14 protein-coding genes and 2 pseudogenes are annotated in these 21,859 nt (G+C 42.5%); 9 read left to right on the forward strand and 7 right to left on the reverse strand.

Going from position 1 to position 21,859, the window contains the following annotated elements; translation table 11 throughout:
* Positions 1-70 precede the first annotated feature (70 nt).
* The 3 genes and pseudogenes from JMV76_RS02160 to rsmG all read right to left on the reverse strand — a co-directional run bounded on the left by JMV76_RS02160 (position 71) and on the right by rsmG (position 3,077).
* Positions 71-1,215 (reverse strand): annotated as a pseudogene (locus JMV76_RS02160) (ParB/RepB/Spo0J family partition protein).
* A 140-nt stretch (positions 1,216-1,355) separates the two neighbouring features.
* On the reverse strand, positions 1,356-2,135 hold the full coding sequence (locus tag JMV76_RS02165) for a ParA family protein (protein WP_201501447.1): 780 nt from the start codon (positions 2,133-2,135) through the stop codon (positions 1,356-1,358).
* Between the two features lie 225 nt (positions 2,136-2,360).
* Positions 2,361-3,077, reverse strand: a complete 717-nt coding sequence (gene rsmG, locus JMV76_RS02170; RefSeq protein WP_201501448.1) for a 16S rRNA (guanine(527)-N(7))-methyltransferase RsmG — start codon at positions 3,075-3,077, stop codon at positions 2,361-2,363.
* Between the two features lie 347 nt (positions 3,078-3,424).
* Here rsmG and JMV76_RS02175 point away from each other — a divergent pair, with 347 nt between their 5' ends.
* The 5 genes from JMV76_RS02175 (at position 3,425) to JMV76_RS02195 (ending at position 9,241) form a co-directional block, all read left to right on the forward strand.
* On the forward strand, positions 3,425-3,673 hold the full coding sequence (locus JMV76_RS02175) for a transposase (protein WP_265090260.1): 249 nt from the start codon (positions 3,425-3,427) through the stop codon (positions 3,671-3,673).
* 32 nt (positions 3,674-3,705) lie between these two features.
* Positions 3,706-4,218 (forward strand): IS630 family transposase, encoded by a 513-nt coding sequence (locus tag JMV76_RS02180; protein WP_265090268.1) that lies wholly within the window; start codon positions 3,706-3,708, stop codon positions 4,216-4,218.
* 147 nt (positions 4,219-4,365) lie between these two features.
* Positions 4,366-7,221, forward strand: coding sequence for an ATP-binding protein (locus JMV76_RS02185; RefSeq protein WP_201501449.1), 2,856 nt, complete (start codon positions 4,366-4,368; stop codon positions 7,219-7,221).
* Positions 7,222-7,386: 165 nt separating this feature from the next.
* Positions 7,387-8,505, forward strand: a complete 1,119-nt coding sequence (locus tag JMV76_RS02190; protein WP_201501450.1) for a helix-turn-helix transcriptional regulator — start codon at positions 7,387-7,389, stop codon at positions 8,503-8,505.
* 88 nt (positions 8,506-8,593) lie between these two features.
* A complete protein-coding gene (locus JMV76_RS02195; protein WP_045452128.1) occupies positions 8,594-9,241 on the forward strand; it encodes a TerD family protein in 648 nt (215 codons plus the stop codon).
* 113 nt (positions 9,242-9,354) lie between these two features.
* Here JMV76_RS02195 and JMV76_RS02200 read toward each other — a convergent pair whose 3' ends face one another.
* Positions 9,355-10,338 (reverse strand): ion transporter, encoded by a 984-nt coding sequence (locus JMV76_RS02200; RefSeq protein WP_087814355.1) that lies wholly within the window; start codon positions 10,336-10,338, stop codon positions 9,355-9,357.
* A 181-nt stretch (positions 10,339-10,519) separates the two neighbouring features.
* Entirely contained in the window at positions 10,520-10,696 is a 177-nt protein-coding gene (locus JMV76_RS02205; protein ID WP_201501451.1) for a hypothetical protein, read from the reverse strand.
* Between the two features lie 484 nt (positions 10,697-11,180).
* On the opposite strand from JMV76_RS02205, the gene JMV76_RS02210 reads away from it, so the two are divergent.
* Positions 11,181-11,822 carry an OmpW/AlkL family protein gene (locus JMV76_RS02210; protein WP_109590148.1) on the forward strand — a complete coding sequence of 214 codons (642 nt, stop codon included), beginning with the start codon at positions 11,181-11,183 and terminating at the stop codon, positions 11,820-11,822.
* A gap of 228 nt (positions 11,823-12,050) precedes the next feature.
* On the opposite strand, the gene JMV76_RS02215 is transcribed toward JMV76_RS02210, so the two are convergent.
* A complete protein-coding gene (locus JMV76_RS02215) occupies positions 12,051-13,784 on the reverse strand; it encodes a 2-oxo acid dehydrogenase subunit E2 (RefSeq protein ID WP_201501452.1) in 1,734 nt (577 codons plus the stop codon).
* A 25-nt stretch (positions 13,785-13,809) separates the two neighbouring features.
* Positions 13,810-16,623, reverse strand: a pseudogene (aceE, locus tag JMV76_RS02220) (pyruvate dehydrogenase (acetyl-transferring), homodimeric type).
* 630 nt (positions 16,624-17,253) lie between these two features.
* Between aceE and JMV76_RS02225 the strand changes: the two are divergent.
* The 3 genes from JMV76_RS02225 to JMV76_RS02235 all read left to right on the forward strand — a co-directional run bounded on the left by JMV76_RS02225 (position 17,254) and on the right by JMV76_RS02235 (position 21,837).
* Positions 17,254-18,876 (forward strand): hypothetical protein, encoded by a 1,623-nt coding sequence (locus JMV76_RS02225; RefSeq protein WP_201501453.1) that lies wholly within the window; start codon positions 17,254-17,256, stop codon positions 18,874-18,876.
* 273 nt (positions 18,877-19,149) lie between these two features.
* Positions 19,150-19,614 carry a hypothetical protein gene (locus JMV76_RS02230; protein WP_201501454.1) on the forward strand — a complete coding sequence of 155 codons (465 nt, stop codon included), beginning with the start codon at positions 19,150-19,152 and terminating at the stop codon, positions 19,612-19,614.
* A 51-nt stretch (positions 19,615-19,665) separates the two neighbouring features.
* The gene (locus JMV76_RS02235; RefSeq protein ID WP_201501455.1) at positions 19,666-21,837 is read left to right on the forward strand and encodes a DUF11 domain-containing protein; all 2,172 of its coding nucleotides are present in this window, start codon (positions 19,666-19,668) and stop codon (positions 21,835-21,837) included.
* The last annotated feature ends 22 nt before the right edge of the window (positions 21,838-21,859 follow it).

Below are 21,859 nucleotides of genomic sequence, written 5' to 3' on the forward strand. Positions count from 1 at the left end.
TATTTTTATAAGAATAGCGGTTATCAAAATATCTCAAATTTACAGCATCATGACAAACTCGTTAGCGATATCAAGCCTGTGCTTCTATGTGCTTAATTAAAGCTGCTAACTGATCTTGGTTATGGAAAAATATCTCAACACTACCCTGACCATCTTTTTGTGTTTGAGTTTGACTTCAGCCCCTAACATATCTGTCAGTCTTTGCGTTAAGCGCTCAACCTCACGAGATTGCGTTTGCTCAGCACGATTGGCTTTAGGCGCAGGCTGCAAGATCGATTTAACCAACTTTTCAGCGTCGCGTACCGTCATACCGCCGTCGATAATTTTTTGCGCGATAATCGGCTGCTGCTCAGAGGATAATGCCAAAAGCGTGCGCGCATGACCCATATCTAGGGCGCTATTTGCCAAATGATCTTTGACTGTATCATGCAGTTGATTGAGACGCAGCAGGTTTGATACGGTGGTGCGTGCCTTGCCAACGACTTCGGCAATCATCGCATGACTCATACCAAATTCAGTATGAAAACGTTGTAATGCAGCGGCCTGCTCAATCACAGATAAGTCTTCACGCTGGATATTTTCAATCAAGGCCAGTGCGATGGCAAGCTCATCAGATAAAGCACGTTCAATCGCTGGAATGACAGATTTTCCTGCCATTTTTGCCGCTCGCCAGCGGCGCTCGCCAGCAATGATCTCATGGGTAACGAATGCTTCACTCTTGTCTTCATTGGCCAATAACGGACGGATAACGATCGGTTGCATAACGCCATGCTGCTCAATCGAAGACGCCAGCTCTGCAAGCGCCGTTTCACTCATATCACGGCGTGGCTGATACTTACCCGCTTGCAAACGCGTGACATCTATTTGCACCAAGCTGATCTGGTCTTCAGAGGCACTGGCATCCGTTCCATTAACACGACTCTTATTAACCGTACCTTTATTTATCGTGCGCGGCGACCGTGTGGTTCGACTGCTGGCAGTGGTGTCAGAGGCAATAGGTTTGGCCGTTGGTTTTTCACTGGTCTCATTACTATCAGATTGAGCAGGCGTGCTAATATTTAATCTATCAGCGTTTAGCGTTTCAGCTGGCAAAGTACTCTCACGCGCCGCCATGTCGTCTTGCAAGGCAGAGGCGGTGATTTGCTTTTCTTTTTTGATTGACCCCAATAAGGCATCTAAGCCTCGATTGGCAGCCAACCCTCTTTTCTTCGCCATGATTACCTATCCTCTAACGCTAAAATAAAAGCCAAATAATTATTAATACAGCTTACTCATTACTTATAAATACGATATTCAATGTTCGATATCTGTTTGGTCGCTTGTGCTTACAGTCTATCGTTGGCACTAAAAAAATATTAGTCACTTTGTTTCATGACTTCAGCCGCCAATTTTTGATAAGCGCGCGCACCTTTTGACCATCTTTCATAAGCGATGACTGGCAAACCATGTGCTGGCGCTTCTGCCAAGCGAATATTTCTTGGAATATGGGTTTTATACATAATATCGCCAAAGTGCGCTTCAAGCTCGGCAGACACATCCCGAGCCAGTGTATTGCGTGCATCAAATAACGTTCTCACCACACCGCGGATATATAGCTTTGGATTCAATTCCGTTAAACGCTCTATTGTCTGCGACAAATCAGCCAATCCTTCTAATGCATAGTATTCACACTGCATGGGAATAATAACGCTGTCTGTAGCAACTAACGCATTAATCGTCAGCAAATTCAAGCTGGGTGCGCAGTCTATAATCACATAGTCATAAGCAGGTTTTTTAGCAGCTAGCTGATCATTGACCAATGCCACCATTGCTGTCTTAAACAGCTCATGGCTATCGGTCTTATTCATCAAGGTAATATCCAAGCCAGCCAAATCACGATTGGCGCCGATCACATCAAACCCCGCCGGACTGGTAACAATAGCATCAGACAGCGAAACCCCATCCAATAATACGTCCGCTATTGTCAGTGCTAATTCATTCTTATCGACACCTGTACCACTGGTCGCATTACCCTGTGGGTCTAAGTCAATCAGCAGTACATGCTTGCGCTTCGCAGCCAAGCTGGCGGTCAAATTTACTGCCGTCGTGGTTTTGCCCACGCCGCCTTTTTGATTCGCAATTGCTATGATTTCCATACACTCACTCAATTTAATTAGGGTCTATTACTGTTATTTTACTTTTGGCTTACACAATCGATTTTTCGCTAAACTTTGCATAGCATCATACTCATAAGCGTAAACAATACGAGTATCTCTATATAATTAGCACCATCTGTATCACTATATTTTGAATATTATGCCATTCAGATATCCACAAAACTATGTGGCACCGACACGTATCACTTAAAAGGTGTTCATAGCTTAGACATTTTTATAGGACAATTCAATTAAATGACGACTATCATGTAAACGAGGCACTTTAAGCTTAATCGTCTTAATATGCCAGTCATTGTCCAGCGCTTGTAGTTCTTCATCGCTTGGCGCTTTGCCTTTCATCGCGCATAGGTAACCGTTATCTGCTAAGCGCGGCTGAGCCACTTCGACAAAATCGATCAAACTGGCAAAAGCTCTAGAAGTTACAACGTCATAGCTGGCTTCATGCGCCTCGATACGAGAAGCAATTGGCTGCATATTATTCAAGCCAAGCTCACTGCTGATTTGCTTAATAAAACGAATTTTTTTCTGATTACTATCAAGTGCGGTGCATTGACGCTCTGGCTGACAAATCGCAATAATAACCGCTGGCATCCCTGCTCCTGTGCCAATATCTAACAGTGACCCTGACGGTAAATGCGTTATAATAGCCAAACAATCAATTATATGTTTGATCAAAGCCTCTTCTGGATCAGTGATGGCGGTCAGATTATACGCTTTATTCCACAACAAAAGCTGGTCTAAGTACAATAATAATGTGCGCTGCTGCGTCTCACTCAAGAATAACTTAAGCTCATTGATCGCTTGTGCCAAGGTATTCGCCAGCGCTGGCAACTGTGCGCCAAGCTTTACAAAGCCAGTCGGATCAATACGGATATTGCCCGTGTTGGCAGAGGATGAAGATGTTTTAGTAAGGTCTGACATACAACGAGTTATCCAGTTTTGACATGTGAACCGTCTATTTTATCATGCAGTCTGCCCATTGAATAGTTGCAGATTGCGCCAATGTGAGACATCTTATACTATCTGAGCCTATATTGAGGCGTTATTGTTCTTTAATCGCCTTAAATGGATGATGAATGATTGCTTATATAGGCGTTTTTAACAGAGCCTGCTAATGATACAAAACTGCTTTTAATGATTTATTTAAAATATAGTCAATCCCACTTAAAAATGTTATAAACTAATTATCAAATTCAATTGTTATTATAAAGACCATTACTTACTCGCTAGATTTTCGCAAACAAGTACTAAAAAGCTTAGACGAGGGTATGACCTTTGCCGAGGCAGCTGAGTTTTATAATCTGAGCCCAACCACCATACAAAACTGGAGGCGGCGTGTTCATAGTAAAACAACCAGGCAAACCAAACCCTATAAAATGCCAAATGATGTGCTACTTAATGATGTCAAAGAACATCCCGACGAGTACCAGTATGAGCGAGCACGTCGTCTAAACTGTAGTAAAACAGGCATTCATCATGCCCTAAAGCGCCTAGGCATCAGTCAAAAAAGACCTTAAAGCATCCAAAAGCGTGTCCGATCAAAAGAGCGATATATCACAGTAAGCTTAATAGCTTTACGCAGCAAGGCTATCCCATCGTTTATATGGATGAAAGTGGCTTTGAGGCTGAAACTATTCGTCCTTATGGCTATGCACCGATTGGTAAGCCTTGTATCGATAGCTACAACTGGCAAGGTAAAAAGCGAACCAACGTTATCGGTGCTCTATATGAAAAGATGCTGTTTGCACTAGATTACTTTGAGACAAACATCAACAGCATCGTTTTCTATCACTGGTGCAAACACAAGCTAATCCCAAGTCTTAAAACCAAATGCGTGATTGTCATGGATAATGCCAGATTTCATAAGAGCAAACGCATTCAAAAGCTACTGAACAGGCACGGTCATCGTATTCTATGGCTGCCGCCGTACAGCCCTGATTTGAACCCTATTGAGAAGAAATGGGCTCAGGTGAAGTTTCTACGCCAAGGCTGGATGGAAAACGACTTATCCAAATTGTTTTATGATGTTTGTCCTAAACATAACAATTTTATTTTGAGCTGACTATACCGTTTTATCTTGTAAGATGTTTTTATTGACGATGCACATTAACTAGAAAAAACCAAGTATTAGCACTCATTAGTAAACTAAATAACACTTAATAACACTTAATACCCACGCCACTTTCTACAAACGATATAATTTATACCTATGACCAAACAGCCACACATCCCTATCTCTCAATTATCAAGAGACGCTAATAAAAAAGACGCTAATAATATGGCAACACCCATCATTGAATTAAAAAGCACCAAATCAGCAACACCGAATGCACCGCATCCATGCTTTATTGATATCAAGCAGCGCTGCCTTGTCACGGCTGAGCAACTAAAACGCTATAGCGACCCTGATGAGTTGCCCTCGGATACTCGCACGGCACCAGATCTAGACGTTGGCTTTGGTCAGCAGCGTGCACTAAAAGCCTTACAAACAGCTTTGGATATCAAAGCCAGTGGCTATCATGTGTTTGCTGCTGGTGAAAATGGCTTGGGCAAACGCACCGTCATCAGCCGCTTGCTAACGCGCATTGCCGCCGATGCACCCACACCTGACGACTGGGTATATGTGCATAATTTCACCGATCCACGCACTCCTCTAGCGCTGCGACTACCTGCGGGGCAAGCCTCCTTATTGCAGCAGCAAGTCAATCAATTATGGCAACAAGCCAAAAAACGATTGAGCCAACGCTTTCGTAGTGACCAATATCAAAGCAAAATCGAAGCCATCAAAAATGACACACATCAAAAAGAAAGTCAGGCTTATGATGTGCTCAATGCAGAAGGCAAACAATATGATTTGGCGTTGACGTTTCGCTCCTTTGATAATAAAGCAGTGTTTGTCCACCCAAGCCAGCTGGCGACAGAAACTAGTGGTGGTGATGATAAATTATCTGCTAGCCATAAAAATAAATCCGTGAGCGATAATAGTAGCAAAGCGAGCATTTCTAGCACCGAGTATAACGATCCTATTAATGCAGAGCGGAATGAAAACAATACTAAATACGGTAATAGTGAATACGAAGCGGAGTTAAATAACTTTGTCCAAAAAAACCATATGCAAAAACGCTTAAGTCAGTTGACCATCGCGTTAGAGCAGTTAGAGGACGAAGCCAATGATGCAATAGAAGCCCTGCATCGCAATATTGCACGTCGTGCACTGCAACCTTTATTTGCCCCTATGTATGAGCAGTTTGCCAGTCATCCACTGGTCGTTGATTATCTCAAATACGTATTTGCCGACATGGTGACGCATGTCGAGCGCATCGTCAATGGCGATGACGAAGAGTTTGTGACAGCAGTTTTGGCCACAACCCCAAGTCGCTATGCGGTCAACGTCATTGTCAGCCACACGCCGGACGACGGTGCACCCGTCATCTTTGAGGACTTGCCAACGCATTTGAACTTGTTGGGTCATGTCGAGCAAATCACCCAATTGGGCACGGTCACCACTGATGTCAGTATGATTCGAGCGGGTGCTCTACACCGTGCTAATGGTGGTTATTTACTATTAGAAGCGAGTCACTTACTTGAGCATCCGTATGCTTGGCAGGGTCTCAAGCGGGCGTTACAATCACGCAAAATCAAACTCTCAAGCCTTGAACAAATGCTGACCTTAACAGGCAGCTTATCGTTAGCACCTGCCCCTATTGACCTTGATGTTAAAGTGATTTTGCTTGGTGAAGCAGACTTATATTATGAGCTGTTAGAGCTTGAGCCTGAGTTTGATGCGGTATTTAAAGTACGCGCCGACTTTCACGATGACGTGCCTCGCAGCAGTGAGCACGAATTGGCACTGGTCGCAAAAATGGCTGACATCATTGACTACGCCAATCTCTATCCGTTTGATCGTAGTGCGCAAGCTGCCCTACTTGAGCATTTAAGCTTACAAGCAGAAGACCAAGACCGCTTAAGCTTGCACAGTGATTTATTATTCAAGCTATTGCATGAGTCTAACCGCCACGCGCATTTAAGCGGAAAAAACATTGTTAATGCCTATCATGTCACACAAGCCATCGATGATATGGGCGAGCGTTCAGGATACCTGCGTGACCTCTATTGGGATGAGCTAAAAAACGGTCAGCAGCTTATTCAAACCCAAGGCAGCGCTGTCGGACAAGTCAATGCGCTAACAGTGGTCAGCTATGCCGATAGCGAGTTTGGCATGCCCGCCCGCTTGACTGCCGTCATCCAACCAAATATCGGTACGGGTGAGATTCTCGATATCGAGCGTGACGTGGATTTGGGCGGTAGTTTACACGCCAAAGGCATGCTGATTATGACCAGCTATTTGCGCGCATTATTCAGCCAACATCATGCGCTCAACTTTAGCGCCTCGCTCGCTTTTGAACAAAGCTACGCCCATATCGATGGCGATAGTGCTACCGTCAGCGAAGGCTGTGCGCTGCTATCTGCCTTAGCAAACGTCCCGATTGATCAATCATTTGCTATCACTGGCTCTATGAACCAATTGGGCGAAGTGCAAGCGGTTGGTGGCATCAACTCTAAAATCGCCGGATTCTTTGATGCATGCCGCGAGCAAGAATTGACTGGGCAGCAAGGCGTGGTCATTCCAATGGCCAATGTCAAACAGCTCATGCTGCGTGACGACATCATTGCTGCCGTCAAAGCGAACGAATTTCATATTTATGGTGTCTATACACTGAGCGAAGCATTGACGCTGATGACTGGTTTGCCTATCGATACCATGAACAAGAAAGGTCGCTATCGTAAAGACACGTTGTTTGGCAAAGTTTTAAGTCGTCTGATGTTATGGGATGAAAATCAAGATAACAATGACGATGGTATGGATGATAAAAAGTCCAAAAAGAAAGATAAAAAGAAGCAGAAAGCAAAACGTCAAAAAAAACGGGACAAGATAAAAAAGGAAAAACACAAAGACAAGGCGGAGCACAACGAAGTCAGTATAAATGATGATCAAGGTATCAACCAAAGCATCAATCAAGGTATCGATAAGAATGCCACTAAAACGCCCATTGACGCCATATAAGCTGATTTATAGTAAAATGTAGCTATATCAAAACCAATCAATAAGTCAGGGTGCTAATTGAAGACATGCCCTAGACGCTACGATGCTTTTCTGCGATGATGAATTGTTAATGCTCCGCTAAGCTATACAAAAGCCAACTCGTAATTTCATAAAGGTTATCGCTCAATGACTGTACATTCTACTGACGCCGACCACTCCCATGCTCAAACGAACTCTGTTGAGCAAGCTAATACTGTAGCGGCAGCGGACAGTCATGTCTCAGGAGATAGTAACGATAATCGCCATGGCGCGGCGACGACAGCGCGCCAGTGGCAAGTGCTATCGCAACTACAGCGCAACCGCTGGGTGGGCACAACCCATATCTACGAGCAGCTGATGATGGCAGGCTTTGACATCAGCCTGCGCACTGTCCAGCGCGACTTAAATGCGCTGGCAAAACGCTTTCCCATAGAAAAAAACAACGCCAACCCGCAAGGCTGGCGCTGGCGTGATGACGCGCCACTCCAAAGCTTACCGCACATGAATCTATCGCAAGCAGTCGCCTTTAATATGGTTGAAGCCAATCTAACTCAGCTACTACCACCTGTTATTTTAGATGAATTATTTCCATGGTTTGACTTGGCAAGGCGGCAGCTAAAAAACAGTAAAGTCACCCATTCATGGATCGACAGAGTGCGTATCGAGCCTGCCACTCAGCCACTAATCGCGCCGCATATTGACTTGGATAGCAAAGACAATATTTACCATGCGCTATTTTATCAATTACAAATCAAAGCCAGCTATACCCGCAGCAATAAATCACAGGCCAGTGAATATCTTTTGAATCCCATCGCTATTATCCAGCGCGGTGTGATTATTTATCTGCTGGCAACTCGTACTGATGATCCAAACTTTACCATTCGTACCTTTGCCCTACATCGATTTGCTAGCGTTGACATTCTTGAAAGCGCCGCACAAACACCTGAGAGTTTCCAACTCGATACTTATTTGGATGCGGGTGGTATGGGCTTTAGCCACCCCTTATTCGGTGAGCTGCCTAATCATGGCAAAAACACCGCTATTGAGCTACAATTCACCAAACAAGCGGGCAAAAGCCTGACTGAGAGCAAGCTCAGTGACGATCAAACTGTTACGTTGGATGATGACACGCTCACCATTCAAGCCACCGTTAACCTAACTTCACAACTGGTTTGGTGGTTACGTGGTTTTGGCAATGGTTTATTGAATGCCAAACCAGCATTGTTACATCAAGCCGTATTGGATAAGTTTTTTGATTATAAATAACAACTGCGAGTAATGACGCTCAAATTTAACCGTATTCAGACGATTACCACTATTTAAAAATGAAGAACGAAAATAGATAAGGAATGTTATGCCGACCACTGCCTCATTGCCGTTACTGTCAGACAGTTTAAGAGGACTGGGCTTAGATGCTGGAACCTTATTTTTTGCGCTAAACTATGAATTTACCAAGATTGAGCCAAAAGGCATGTTTAAGCGCTTTAAAAAAAACCAGAGTGCTATTGATATTGATTTGGCTTGCGTACTATATGACGACAATTGCACCATCAGTGATATCGTTTGGTTCAAACAATTGCGCGATAAAGCGGAATCAGTGAAACATCAAGGCGACAGTCTCAATGGCAAAGATCGCGGCGAACAAGCGATGTATTTGGCACCTCTTGACCAAGAGCAAATCAGGCTTTACTTAGATAAAATCCCAGCACATATCACCCACATTGCTATGATAGCCAACTCTTACCACGGTCATCCGTTTTCAAGAGTCAAAAAAGGCGAGATTCATCTAAGTGATGATGAGGGCAATCGTTGTTTTGAAGTCAATCTAAAGCAACTGCCACGTGATTGCACGACGCTGTGGGTGGCACATTTACGCCGAGAAGTGGATGATTGGCATCTCACGCTGCAAAACTTACCCCTTCCTGCCGAAGATTTAGCAACGGCGGCGCAGCAAGTCGCCCATGAATTGGCCCGTGCGCTACCCATTCCACAAGCTATCTAAATACCATAAAATATCCGTTTATTGCTAATAAAAAGGGTGCAACGTTCTGATAACGTTGCACCCTTTTCTTACATATACATTTTTTAAAACCTAAAATAATTACTATAAAAGACTTACAGTGGCTCACCGCAATGTGGGCAAAAGTTCTTTTGTCGTTCTTCCACTTCTCTTTCGCGGCGCTCAAGCTCTTGTTCGCGTAATACCTGCAATACGATATTTTGCGCCTGCTCTTTATCCAGTCCCAGCTCACGGCGAATTTTATCGATCATCATCTGATTTTTCACCAAATCAAAATCACTATCAATCAACTGTGCTCGAAAGTCCTGTTCAAGCTCTTCACGGCGCTGAGCAAGCTCATTTGCCAAACCAGTCGCTAAAATACCTGCAGGCAATGCCGCCAGACCCACACCTAATATGGTAATAACCGCACCCAATATTTTACCCGCATTGGTAATCGGCGTGACATCGCCATAGCCCACCGTCGTTAGCGTCACCACCGCCCACCACATCGCTTTAGGTATCGACTCAAACTCTTCTGGCTGGGCGTGGTTTTCAACCAAGTAAATGCCACTAGAGGCCGTCACAATCATAATTATTAAGATAAAAATAACCGCTTGGAACGAGCCTTTTTCTTTGCTGATGACCACCAATAAGATGCGTAACGAAGCAAAATAGCGGGTCAGTTTGAGAATTCGGAATAAACGTAATATACGTAAGAAGCGTAAATCAATCGTAACAAAGAAATTCAGGAAAGCTGGCGCAATGGCGACTAAATCAATTAACGCAGAAGGACTTTTCAACCACTCCCAACGCTGACGCCAAGTGGTGTCATCTGGTTTTTCCTCGGCCACACTCCACAAACGCAGCAAATACTCAATAGAAAACACCACGATAGAGAAATTTTCAAACCAAGTAAAATACTCCTGATAAGGGTAATACCAACTGTCAACCGACTCAGCAATGACCGCTGCTACATTGGTCATGATTAGAAATATTAAAAAGTAGTCAACGCAACGGCTAAACAGCGTATCGTGCTCATCATTTTGCAGAATATCGTAAACGAAAAGACGCAAGCGCCGTATAGATTGGAATAGCATGCCGTCCCTATGCGGTGAAACACCGGTCTTATATTAATATAATAAAGCAGTCATCACAGAATATGACATTAATGCTCGGTCACCATCAGTATTTCATACCCATCATTACTTAGCGATATAGTGCTCTTAAAGCATTACTAGTGATAGGACTGGCTTATTTAGTATGAATCATGATCGGTGATTATACTAAATTTAAATAGTACATGTAGGCAAACAAAATTAGCACCAGCACAATGGCGATGATAGCGAAGCGTAAGAATCGTTCGTCAGCACGTAATTGCTGACTGATATCTTGAGCAGGCAGCAAAAATAAGTTGCATTCAGGACAGCAAGAGTCCATCCGATCTAATATCGTCACAGAACGTGCGTTTGTGCAGCGTAGAGGAGAATTACTACAATAGCCAAGCATAATATATTACCCCTCTTTTCCCACTCTCATTATTCATTCGAAAAGTAATAAGACTATCATTACCGGCTCTAAGTTTTTGACATTTTAACATTCTAAAAATATCAAGGAGAGTTTAGCATCATTGACTATCGACCAAATTCTAGCACCGCACCTCTGTATAACATCGGTATGACAGAATCTAAGTCCTGCCTCACAAATGCTAACTGTTCTAAGTAATTTTTAATTACCTCGACAAATATACCTTTTACGGTAAATTTATGCCATAAAAGCCATTAATATGCGTTTAAAACCTTACAGTAAATATGGTTTTGTATTATAATGGCGTTGTAATGTTACAGGTTAGTCAATAATCATAACATTGTGTATCGGTACCTAATGTCATCCCTCGTTAGATAGCCACCGATAATCTTCTATCACGTTAAGGAATCAAATGATGAAACTACAATCCCTAGTTTTAGCCACTGCTGCTGCACTTACTATGACCACAGCATTTGCTGTACCAGCTGGTACTTGGTCTGTCGCTGCTGGTGCTCACATGGTTGACCCAAAGAGCGATAACGGTACACTTGCAGATGGCACTATTGGTGTCGACGTAGACAGTGATGTCCAACCAACCATTAGCGGCGAATATTTCGTTGCCAATAACATTGGTATTGAATTACTAGCGGCTACACCATTCCATCATGACATTACCTTAACTGCTGGCGATGCTACTATCGATGCTAAAACTCAGCATTTGCCACCGACTCTATCGGTACAGTATCACTTCGATGGCTACAACATGCCTATGAATGTGAAGCCATTTGTTGGTGTTGGTGTGAACTATACGACTTTCTTTAAAGAAAAAATCTATAGCGATGCTTTCGAAAAATTAGAACTTGATGATAGCGTCGGCGTTGCTGGTCACATCGGTCTTGACATACCTTTTGCCCCAACTGAATACTTCCGTATTGATGCTCGCTATATGGACATCAAAACAGACGCCAGCGTAAAAGCTAATGGTGAGACCATTGAACTTGGTGAAGTTGACATCAGCCCTTGGGTATATGGCGTTGCTTTTGTTAAGACTTTCTAATATAACATAAAGTAATGTGAATAAAAAAAGCTGGCTTAATCGCCGGCTTTTTTGTATCTAAAGTTTAAGCGGCAATGATTATAGATAAAAAGATTATAGATAAAAACGATTGTGCTAAAGTCATTAACCGCTAAAAATCTGGCGACCATTAGCAACAAATTTTAAGCATAAAAAAAGACCATCCTAAGACAGTCTTCTTTTTTCAGATCCTTTTAGTACAAACGATTCTTACAGCAAAATACGGCGCGGATCAGCCAGCAATGTTGCGATATAGCGGGTAAATACGGCAGCATCTGCGCCATTAATCACACGGTGATCGTAAGACAATGATAATGGCAACATGAGACGCGGCTCAAAGCTTTGCTTCTTAGCATCCCAACGTGGCTGCATGCTTGCCTCAGACACACCTAAAATACCCACTTGAGGCCAATTTACTAATGGCGTAAAGGCAGTACCACCCAAGTTACCTTGGCTTGATATAGTAAAGCTTGCACCTTGCAAATCTTTAGTAGTGAGTTTTTTGTCGCGTGCTTTTACGGCAAGCTCACCAATTTCAATGGCGATTTGCTTCAAGCCTTTATCCTGCACATTCTTGATAACAGGTACGATGAGACCATCATCCGTTGCCACCGCGATGCCCATATTGACGCTTTTACGTAAGATAACTTGCGTATTGTCGTCGCTTAAATGACTGTTAAAACGTGGATGCTGTGTTAAGGCATAGGCCGTCGCTTTGACCACGAACGCTAAAATCGTGAAACCGATACCTTCTGCTTTCATGCCACCTTTTAGCTCGCCACGCAGTTTTTCTGTCTCAGTGATAACAGACAAATCAAACTGGGTCACTTGTGGCAACAAGGTATTATAGTTGAGCTGCGGTATCGAGACTTTTTGTAGACGGCTAAGGTCTTGGGTTGCTGTTTCACCCCAAATCTCAACGTTGCTCATGTCAGGTAAGCTTGGCAGGCTAGCGCTGGCTACATTGCCACTGGCAGGTGCCGCTTTTTGAGTGCTTAAGCTTTCTTTAACATGCGCAAACAAGTCTTCTTTTAGAATACGATCATTTAGCGCCGAACCATTCACTTGGGTGATATCGACACCTAACTGACGCGCCAGCTTACGTACGGCTGGACCTGCATATACGTCAACCAACTTTTCATTGACCTGTGCTTCAGTCAACTTATCAGCTTGCTTACTAGCGACCGCATTAGGCGTTGTAGATTTTTCTGCCTGTTTTGGCTCACCCGTTGTTTTAGCAGCAGCTTTTTCTTCTGCTTTGGCTGGTGCTGAAGGCTTTGGCTCAGCGCTATCTGATGTAGACTCACTTTCATCAGCAGCATCTGTACCACTACTCATGATAACGATAAAGTCTTGACCATTAGCAACCATGTCACCTGTTTCAACCAGTATTTTTTCAATCTTACCAGCGACTGGTGCGGGTACTTCTACCGATGCTTTATCAGATTCAATCAATAGGATTGATTGATCCGCAGTCACGATGTCACCAACATTGACCATGATTTCAGAAACTTGCGCTTCATCAACACCTAGATCAGGTAATGCATAAGTCGTGGCTTTGCCAGCGTTAGACGCAGGCTCGTCACTAGGCTCTGATGGCTTTGATTCAGTTGCTGCTGGCTCAGCCTTTGTTTCTGGCTTAGCAGCAGCGGCTTCTGTATCACTCGCTTGTTGGTTGTCATCAGCAGCGCTACCGTCATCACTTTCCGCACTATCTTCTGCACTCTCAAGCTCAATTAGTACCATACCTTCACTGACCTGATCACCAACAGTAACGCTGATTTTGGTGACTTTGCCAGCAGCAGAACTTGGTACTTCAACCGAGGCTTTGTCAGATTCTAATAGAATAATGTTGTCATCTTTTGCGATGACATCACCCACTTCTACCATAATTTCGCTGACTTCGGCGCTATCAACACCCAAATCGGGGGCTTTAATATCCATGATTTATCTCCTAGTCTTATGATTATTATTCTTTGACATCACCGTTATTAAGTAAAGTCGCATCCGCTTGATCTTCAGCCCGACCCTCATTGCTGATTTCATCATCATCTTCAGCGACAAATTCAGGGACAGGATTTGGATTGACATTACCAGGTGCTGGTGCATCAGGAGAATGATCATAATAAGGCTGTTGTTGCCATGCAGGTGGCTGATCCACATCGATGCCTAAACTTGAGATGGCATCTTTCACCAAACGCATCTCGACTTCACCCTCATCCGCTAGGCGTTTGAGCGTCGCAACCACGATATGTGCGGCATCAACGTTAAAGAAACTACGCAAATTTTCACGAGTATCAGAACGGCCGTAGCCATCTGTTCCTAAAGTCGTATAAGGACGATTATCTGGCAACCAAGCACGGATTTGCTCCGAATAATTGCGCATATAATCCGTCGCAGCGACGACGATACCTTCATGCGGCGCTAACTGCTCAGTGACCCATGGCACCCGCTCTTCATCCATTGGATGCAAGCGATTGTAGTCATCACAGACCATGCCGTCACGAGTCAACTCGTTAAAGCTGGTCACACTCCAAACGTTGGAGGTGATATTGAACTCATCTTTTAGAATCTGCGCCGCTTTTTGTACTTCACGTAAAATAACGCCAGAGCCTAATAGCTGCACTTGGGTTGAACCATTGTCTTCGAGCAAATACATACCACGCTTGATGCCTTCCTCGGCACCTTCTGGCATCGCAGGTTGCTCGTAGTTTTCATTCATTAGCGTTAGATAGTAATAAACGCGTTCGCCTTCACCGTACATACGACGTAAACCATCATGCATCACAACCGCTAGCTCGTAACCGAAGCAAGGATCATAAGTCACACAGTTAGGCACAACGTTAAATAGAATCTGTGAATGGCCATCTTGATGCTGCAAGCCTTCGCCGTTCAATGTGGTACGACCAGCTGTTGCACCCAGTAAGAAGCCTTGTGCTTGACAGTCACCTGCCGCCCAAGCCAAATCACCCACACGCTGGAAACCAAACATCGAGTAGTAGATATACATTGGAATCATCGGTAGCGCGTTCACAGAATAACTGGTTGCTAGTGCAATCCATGTACTCATTGCACCCGCTTCGTTGATACCTTCTTCTAGCATGTGACCGTCGATGGCTTCTTTATAGCCCATCAAAGCTTCACTATCTTCTGGCGTATATTTTTGACCAACCGCAGAGTAGATACCCAACTGACGGAACATACCTTCTAAACCAAAAGTACGCGCTTCATCAGGTACAATCGGCACGACGCGATCTTGGATGTCTTTGTTTTTTAGCATGGCTGACAATAAGCGCACAAACACCATCGTCGTTGATTGCTCTTTACCATTGCTGCCTTTTAATACCCGATCAAACATCGACAGTTCAGGAATATTCAATGGGATATGACCACTGCGGCGATTTGGCAAATGACCACCTAGCGCTTCGCGGCGACCTTTAAGGTACTTCATCTCCGCTGAACCTTCTTCAGGGCGATAGAATGGTAGCGTCTCTAGCTGCTCGTCAGTAAATGGCAAATCAAAGCGATCACGGAAATACATCAACGCTTCTTGATCGAGTTTCTTAATCTGATGTGATTTATTGACCGCTTGTGTTTGAGCCGATAAGCCATAGCCTTTAACGGTTTTGACTAAAATAACGGTTGGCTGACCTTTGGTTTTCATCGCTTCACTGAATGCAGCATACACTTTCATTGGATCATGACCACCACGATTCAAGCGCGAGATATCCTCATCAGATAGCGCATCAGCCATCTCTTCTAACTCAGGATATTTACCAAAGAACTCTTTGCGAGTGAACTCAGCTGTACGGGCTTCGTATAGCTGATACTCACCATCGACCACTTCTTCCATACGATGTCTGAGCACGCCAGTTTTGTCATTAGCAAGTAAGCTGTCCCATTTACCACCCCAGATAACTTTAATCACACGCCAGCCAGCACCGCGGAACACAGACTCTAGCTCTTGGATAATTTTACCATTACCACGGACTGGACCATCAAGACGCTGTAAATTACAGTTGACGACCCAGATTAGGTTATCTAGCTTTTCACGACCAGCGAGAGAAATAGCCCCTAAGCTTTCTGGCTCATCCGTTTCACCATCACCCAAGAACGTCCAAATCTTACGACCTTCTTTCTCTAGCAGACCGCGGTTTTCCATATAGCGATGTACATGGGCATGGTAAATCGACATGATCGGACCAAGTCCCATCGATACGGTTGGGAACTGCCAATAATCTGGCATGAGGTACGGATGCGGTTAGCTTGATAAACCTTTACCGCCGACTTCACGACGGAAATTATCAAGTTGATCTTCGGTCAATCGACCTTCTAAATAAGAACGTGCATAAATACCGGGTGCTGAGTGACCTTGATAATAAATCATGTCACCACCGAAATGATCGCTGGCAGCACGGAAAAAATGGTTGAAACCTGTCTCATACAGCGTGGCACTAGAAGCGAAAGTCGCTAAGTGACCACCCAAATCGTCGTCATTTTTGTTTGCACGCATGACCATGGCCAATGCGTTATAGCGAATCAAAGCACGAATTTTGCGCTCAATGGTTAGGTCACCAGGGTACATCGGTTCATCTTCAACGGCGATAGTATTGATATAAGCGGTATCGAGACGATTGAACGGCAGATCTTCTTGAACTGCCATATTGTATAAAGCTTTTAGCAGAAACTGAGCACGATCTTTGTCTGCATGTTTGATAACAGATTCAAACGCTTCCAGCCACTCTTGGGTTTCGGTGCTATCAGCATCCTTATAATAATTCATCACTATTGTCCTTTTTTATCAGTCAGTCCTGCCCGAAGACAGGATATTATTAAATCAAAGTGTTACTTCAATATTGTCGTGCGGGAATAATTTTCTCAATGACTTCCTTGTTAATTTTAAGAAGTGAGATTTATAGTAGGGTGCGGTTATGTAGCAGTATTTGACCAACTCATCATCTGGAGCAGCCTCACATAGCCAAAATAAAAACAGCGCTACTATCTATCGCATATGAACTGAGTATTTAAAAGTGGTTAGATAATAAGATGCTAACCCAACTTTTATAGTCAATTATCAAATGATAATAACTCTTTATTATAGGCTCTTATGCTGCAGTTGTTTATAGCTGTAAAGAAATGGTGATATGACAAGTATTTTTGAAATAAATAATCATTAGTTTTTTTAGAAATGTTTCAATGAAATATAAGAATTGTTTGCTAACAAGCTAACATCTATAACCAGATACTGTAGCTGGTCATGAAATATCTGCCATTCATCCACTTCGTAGGACTTTTACGAAATTATTGCTTAATATGTTAAGTTACGTAATATATACATTAGTTTAGTTAGTGAAATAATTGAGAACTAGTTAAACGCTTATAGCAAGTTTTAGCTTCTTATAGGGATAACCATATGCATAAAATGCCATACGTTCTAAATTCAATAATTTCACAACTATTCAGTGAACATATATATCGGGTACTGGCATTGATAGCCGCTATGAGCTTAATGTTGGTTAGTAATATATCCTCTGCAAGAGTTGATAATCCAGGCGCAGTTTGTCCTGCTGGTTTTTCAAAAGACAAACTGACAGATAGCGACTATACCAATTTATTTTTAAGTAGCAGCAATAATAATTACTTTAATGTCGCAGGTAATGCTTCAGATAGTATTCCACTACAAATGAAAATGGATCTTAGCGAATCTAGCACTAGCAATACTAATAATAACTTTAGCATTATAGATGCTAGCCAGTATAGAGTTATAAATATTGGTAGAAACTTTTCTACTCCAACTGCATATACAGATATTACACTAAGCTTTCGTAATAAAACGACCCAACAGCCTCTCTATTTGACCAACGTAGCTGTGAGTGCATTTGATATTGACTATTCAAATTCTGGTAATAATTTATTCGATGACTATGTACGCATTACAGGTACTACTGAATCTGGCTCTATTATTGATGGCACAGTACAAACAATATCAGGTTCAAATGTCATATACTCTGCAGGATTAAACAACAACACTTCCTTCAATTGCCCATCAAGAGATTTAGATACACGCTGTCAAGGCTCTATACAATTTTCTCAAGCTGTCAGTGAAGTGACATTGCGTTACACCAATAATCCTATATATGTTAAAAATGACCCGACTAATCAAGAAATACAAATTCGCGTAGACAATTACTGCTATGTTCCTCAGTATATATTCTCTGGTACAGTATTTGATGATAACGGTGGTATTACTGATACCCAAGCTGATGCTAATAACGCCAATATTACTAGTGGTACCTATTTTAATAAACCAAACTACTTTAACGGTGTATTTAATACCCCTCAGGAATTAGGTATTAGTGGGAGTAATGTAAGATTAGCCAATTGTGCAAACAACTCTATTACTTATCCAACCCAATCGGTAATTAGAAACGGGGCTTCTGTCGGTGAGTATCAAATCAGTATTCCTAAAACAACACTGGCTAATAATACTAATCTTTGTTTGGTAGAGAGTCGAACAGGGGCTACTTATCCTATTCGCACTAGTAGTGAGAGCAGAAATGTTGGTTTCTCAGCAACCACTTATAATTATCCTAATAACAACTTTGGTAGAGTCATCGCTGCGAATGCAGCTTTGGTTCTGCAGAAGTACCAGTTTGTAAATGATTGCAATGCCGGTACTTTAATTTACGCCTCAGTTCCGATGACTGGCGATCCAAGAACTGGGTTCAGTATGGATCCTATCCAAGATAATATCACTCCGCAGCAGTGTATTGCTTATAAGATAACCGCGACCAATCGCGCCAATCTTGCTATTAATGACTTTATCATGAGTGATGTGCTTCAAAAGAAAGGGGTAAATAATGCACAGGTAACGTCTATACGTGTGGCGCCTACCGATAATAATGGCAGTTATGCTACTGATAGTGTCGCTCTTGGTTTGAATGGTACGGTCAAAACTACTGCATTGATATTGCAAAAAAATACTAAGAGTGATTTTTATTTCAATACCAAATACGGCACTACTGTGAATCCTTAGTAACTATTTCCCCTTGCTATATTATCAACTCTAAAGAATATTTTTTACTGACAAAGGCCCTATCTCTGTAGATAGGGCCTTTACCGTTTGTGTACTCCAAAATACCATTTGTCGTTTTTGTGGTGAATATTTGTATTGTTTGCGTGACAATCACATTAAGGAACAATTCTAACTTTGTCAGCATCTCTTATTCATAGTTGATTGCAGTTTTTACATTGCATGGGACGAAGTCAAGATTGACTTGATAATAATGGTTTAAGCAAGGAATACGATATGAAAGGTTTTAATTTTTTACGCAGTGCCATATTAGCAAGCTTAGCGTCGGTAATAGCACTAAGTACTGCTCATGCCAATGATGCTTTAAAAATGGATTTAACAGCCAATCAAGTCACCAAAAACGCTGAAGGTAAGATCTCTTATCTACCAGTTCGTAATGCTCCAGCGGGTACGGTCATTCAGTATAAGGCAACATACAGCAATATTATTAACAAAGATATCCAAGATCTGGCGGTCGTATTGCCTATCCCTGCCAATATGGCTTTCACTGGTGAAGCTAATCCTACCAGTGCTCAAGCCAGTATCGATGGCAAGAACTATGCTGATATGCCACTGATGCGTAAAGTCGATGGCAAAATGGTCAAAATTCCGTTTTCTGAATACCGTACCCTTCGCTGGAATATCAAGTTACTACCAGCACAGAAGTCTGCCGCCGTGGCACTTAACACGATCGTCAACTAGACCTCTCCTTCAACTCACAAAATCTTGCTCTTCTAATTTTAGGATATCTATATGAAATCAAATAATTTTAATTATAGCCTGTTAGCCGTTGGTGTTGCTGCGGTAATGGGTATCTCTACTGGGGCTATGGCGGCTACGGCTACTGATACAACCAAGGCTGCAGGGGCTATTAATAACGTAGCAACCGCAAGCTACAGCGTTGGTACTGTTGTTCAACCTACGGTTACTTCTAATACTGTCACAGTTAATGTTAATGAAACGGCTAACTTCTCACTAATAGCTACTATTGTCGACAATGATAATAATAATAATACAAACTCAAATCAGGCAGCTACTCTTGGTGGTACAAATACTTTCACTCATTCTTTGAGCAACACTGGTAACGTGACTGATACTTATACGGTTAGAGCTCTAGCTAGTGATGACGCTACCCTTGTTACAGCAAGTCAAAATTATCTTTTTAAAGCTAACAACGATAGTATCGCCTTTGTGATCAAACGCACTTCAGATGGTACCGCTCTAACCTTAGCTGAAGGACAAGCATTGGGACTTACAGTGGTGGCTGGAAACATAACCAGTGGTGGCACTATTAAATTGGCACCAGGTTTAACTGCAGATTTGTCTTATCAGGTACCTGTACCTAGTGCAAATCAAATTGGTGGTCAGATAGGTGTAGGTACTTTGACAGCTTCAAGTGCTTTCATTGGTACTGGAACCATACTTACAAATGAGAACCAGAGTATTGTTAGACTTCCTGTTTTCAGTATTGTGAAGAGAGTAACTAAAACATTAGATCTTAGCAATCCGACTGATGAGGCAACCTATACTATTACAGTCAAAAACAATAAGGATTCTGCTTACGCTACTGATGCCACTAATGTAAAAATTATTGATAGCTTACCAGCAGGTCTAAAATTGGTATCAGGTTCAATAGTTACTACTGTTGATAACTCAGGATTGCTTGTTCCAAGTGGTACGAAGGGAACAATAGGTAATACTGCTACTACAAGTAGTAATAGTACAAGTAATGCTATTGATAGCTTTGAGATTGGCAATGTAAATCTGCCAGTTGGTGCAATCGTTACCGTTACTTTCAGAGTTTTACAAGATGACCTGGAGACACTTGCTTCGCCTCTCATCAACCACGCTCATGTAGAGGCTCCTGTAGGTAATGTCACTATCAAAGATAGTACTGAGAATGGAGGCGCAAATGAAAATACTGCTACCTATTACCCAGCAGGTGATGATGTAGAAAACATCAATGGTTCTAATCCAACTGGTACAGGTGGTGATTCTACGCAGCCACTATTAACGGTTAAGCGTGCATTGGCATTAAGTAATCCAACAGTAAGAGAGATTTCACCTGCCTCAGGTAGTACTAGTCAAGCTACGCACACGACTATTATCACTAATACCGGTCGAGACACTGAAGGTACTGATGCTAACCCTTTAAACTTCACTATTGCAGATGATAGTTTGAATACTGCGGTCAGACCTGTCATTGGTCCTGTCAGTATCACTTATCCGCCTGCCAGTTCAACAACATCAATTACAAGAAGTATTTCACCTACCACTACTAGTGGTAATACATACTCTCTTAACGGTACTACTTTACCTGATGGTGGTATTCCTAATGGTGGTACATTTACGATTAGTTATAACGTTTCATCAGGCAATGTAACTAATCCTAAAGATGCTACTACAGCTGCAGCTTTAGGTAGCAGCGAAAATACTATCGTAACTTTAACCCCTACTGGTACTGGTGCTCCTACTGCTACTACAGTTACAGATAAAACTAATGTCAAAGGGTTAACTTTAGAGAAGTTTCAAGCACTAGATGCAACATGTACAGGCGCCTTTTCTGCAGCTGTATTTAGTAAAGATGCGATAACTGGTGCGAAACCTGATCAATGTATTATTTATCGTATTAATGCGACTAATACTTCCTCGGCTATTCAAACTGCAGATTCAAAAGCGGCTTCTGGCTTTAATATCACAGGCTTAACCATAACAGATTTACTTTCTAACTTCTCAGCTGGTGCTGATTATGTAAGTGGTACGGCTGCTTCTTCTGCTACTACCAGCTCTTCTATTGGTGACGCCACTGCAAATGCTACTGCTATTACTGCCGCTATGTCTGGTACAGATGTTTTAGCTCCTCAAGGTACTGCTAGCTTAAGCTTTAAAGTTAAGATTAAAAATGCTCGTACTACTACACCATAAATAATTTTCGGTTCTAAATCTA

The organism is Psychrobacter cibarius, from assembly GCF_904845955.1.
GTDB lineage: Bacteria > Pseudomonadota > Gammaproteobacteria > Pseudomonadales > Moraxellaceae > Psychrobacter > Psychrobacter cibarius_B.

Excerpts from the sequence above, each read along its gene's own strand:
- JMV76_RS02175 (WP_265090260.1), top strand. The coding sequence starts at position 3,425 with ATGACCTTTGCCGAGGCAGCTGAGTTTTATAATCTGAGCCCAACCACC.
- JMV76_RS02210 (WP_109590148.1), top strand. The coding sequence starts at position 11,181 with ATGAAACTACAATCCCTAGTTTTAGCCACTGCTGCTGCACTTACTATG.
- JMV76_RS02165 (WP_201501447.1), bottom strand. The coding sequence starts at position 2,135 with ATGGAAATCATAGCAATTGCGAATCAAAAAGGCGGCGTGGGCAAAACC.
- JMV76_RS02195 (WP_045452128.1), top strand. The coding sequence starts at position 8,594 with ATGCCGACCACTGCCTCATTGCCGTTACTGTCAGACAGTTTAAGAGGA.
- JMV76_RS02190 (WP_201501450.1), top strand. The coding sequence starts at position 7,387 with ATGACTGTACATTCTACTGACGCCGACCACTCCCATGCTCAAACGAAC.
- JMV76_RS02225 (WP_201501453.1), top strand. The coding sequence starts at position 17,254 with ATGCATAAAATGCCATACGTTCTAAATTCAATAATTTCACAACTATTC.
- JMV76_RS02185 (WP_201501449.1), top strand. The coding sequence starts at position 4,366 with ATGACCAAACAGCCACACATCCCTATCTCTCAATTATCAAGAGACGCT.
- JMV76_RS02235 (WP_201501455.1), top strand. The coding sequence starts at position 19,666 with ATGAAATCAAATAATTTTAATTATAGCCTGTTAGCCGTTGGTGTTGCT.
- JMV76_RS02215 (WP_201501452.1), bottom strand. The coding sequence starts at position 13,784 with ATGGATATTAAAGCCCCCGATTTGGGTGTTGATAGCGCCGAAGTCAGC.
- JMV76_RS02230 (WP_201501454.1), top strand. The coding sequence starts at position 19,150 with ATGAAAGGTTTTAATTTTTTACGCAGTGCCATATTAGCAAGCTTAGCG.
- rsmG (WP_201501448.1), bottom strand. The coding sequence starts at position 3,077 with ATGTCAGACCTTACTAAAACATCTTCATCCTCTGCCAACACGGGCAAT.
- JMV76_RS02200 (WP_087814355.1), bottom strand. The coding sequence starts at position 10,338 with ATGCTATTCCAATCTATACGGCGCTTGCGTCTTTTCGTTTACGATATT.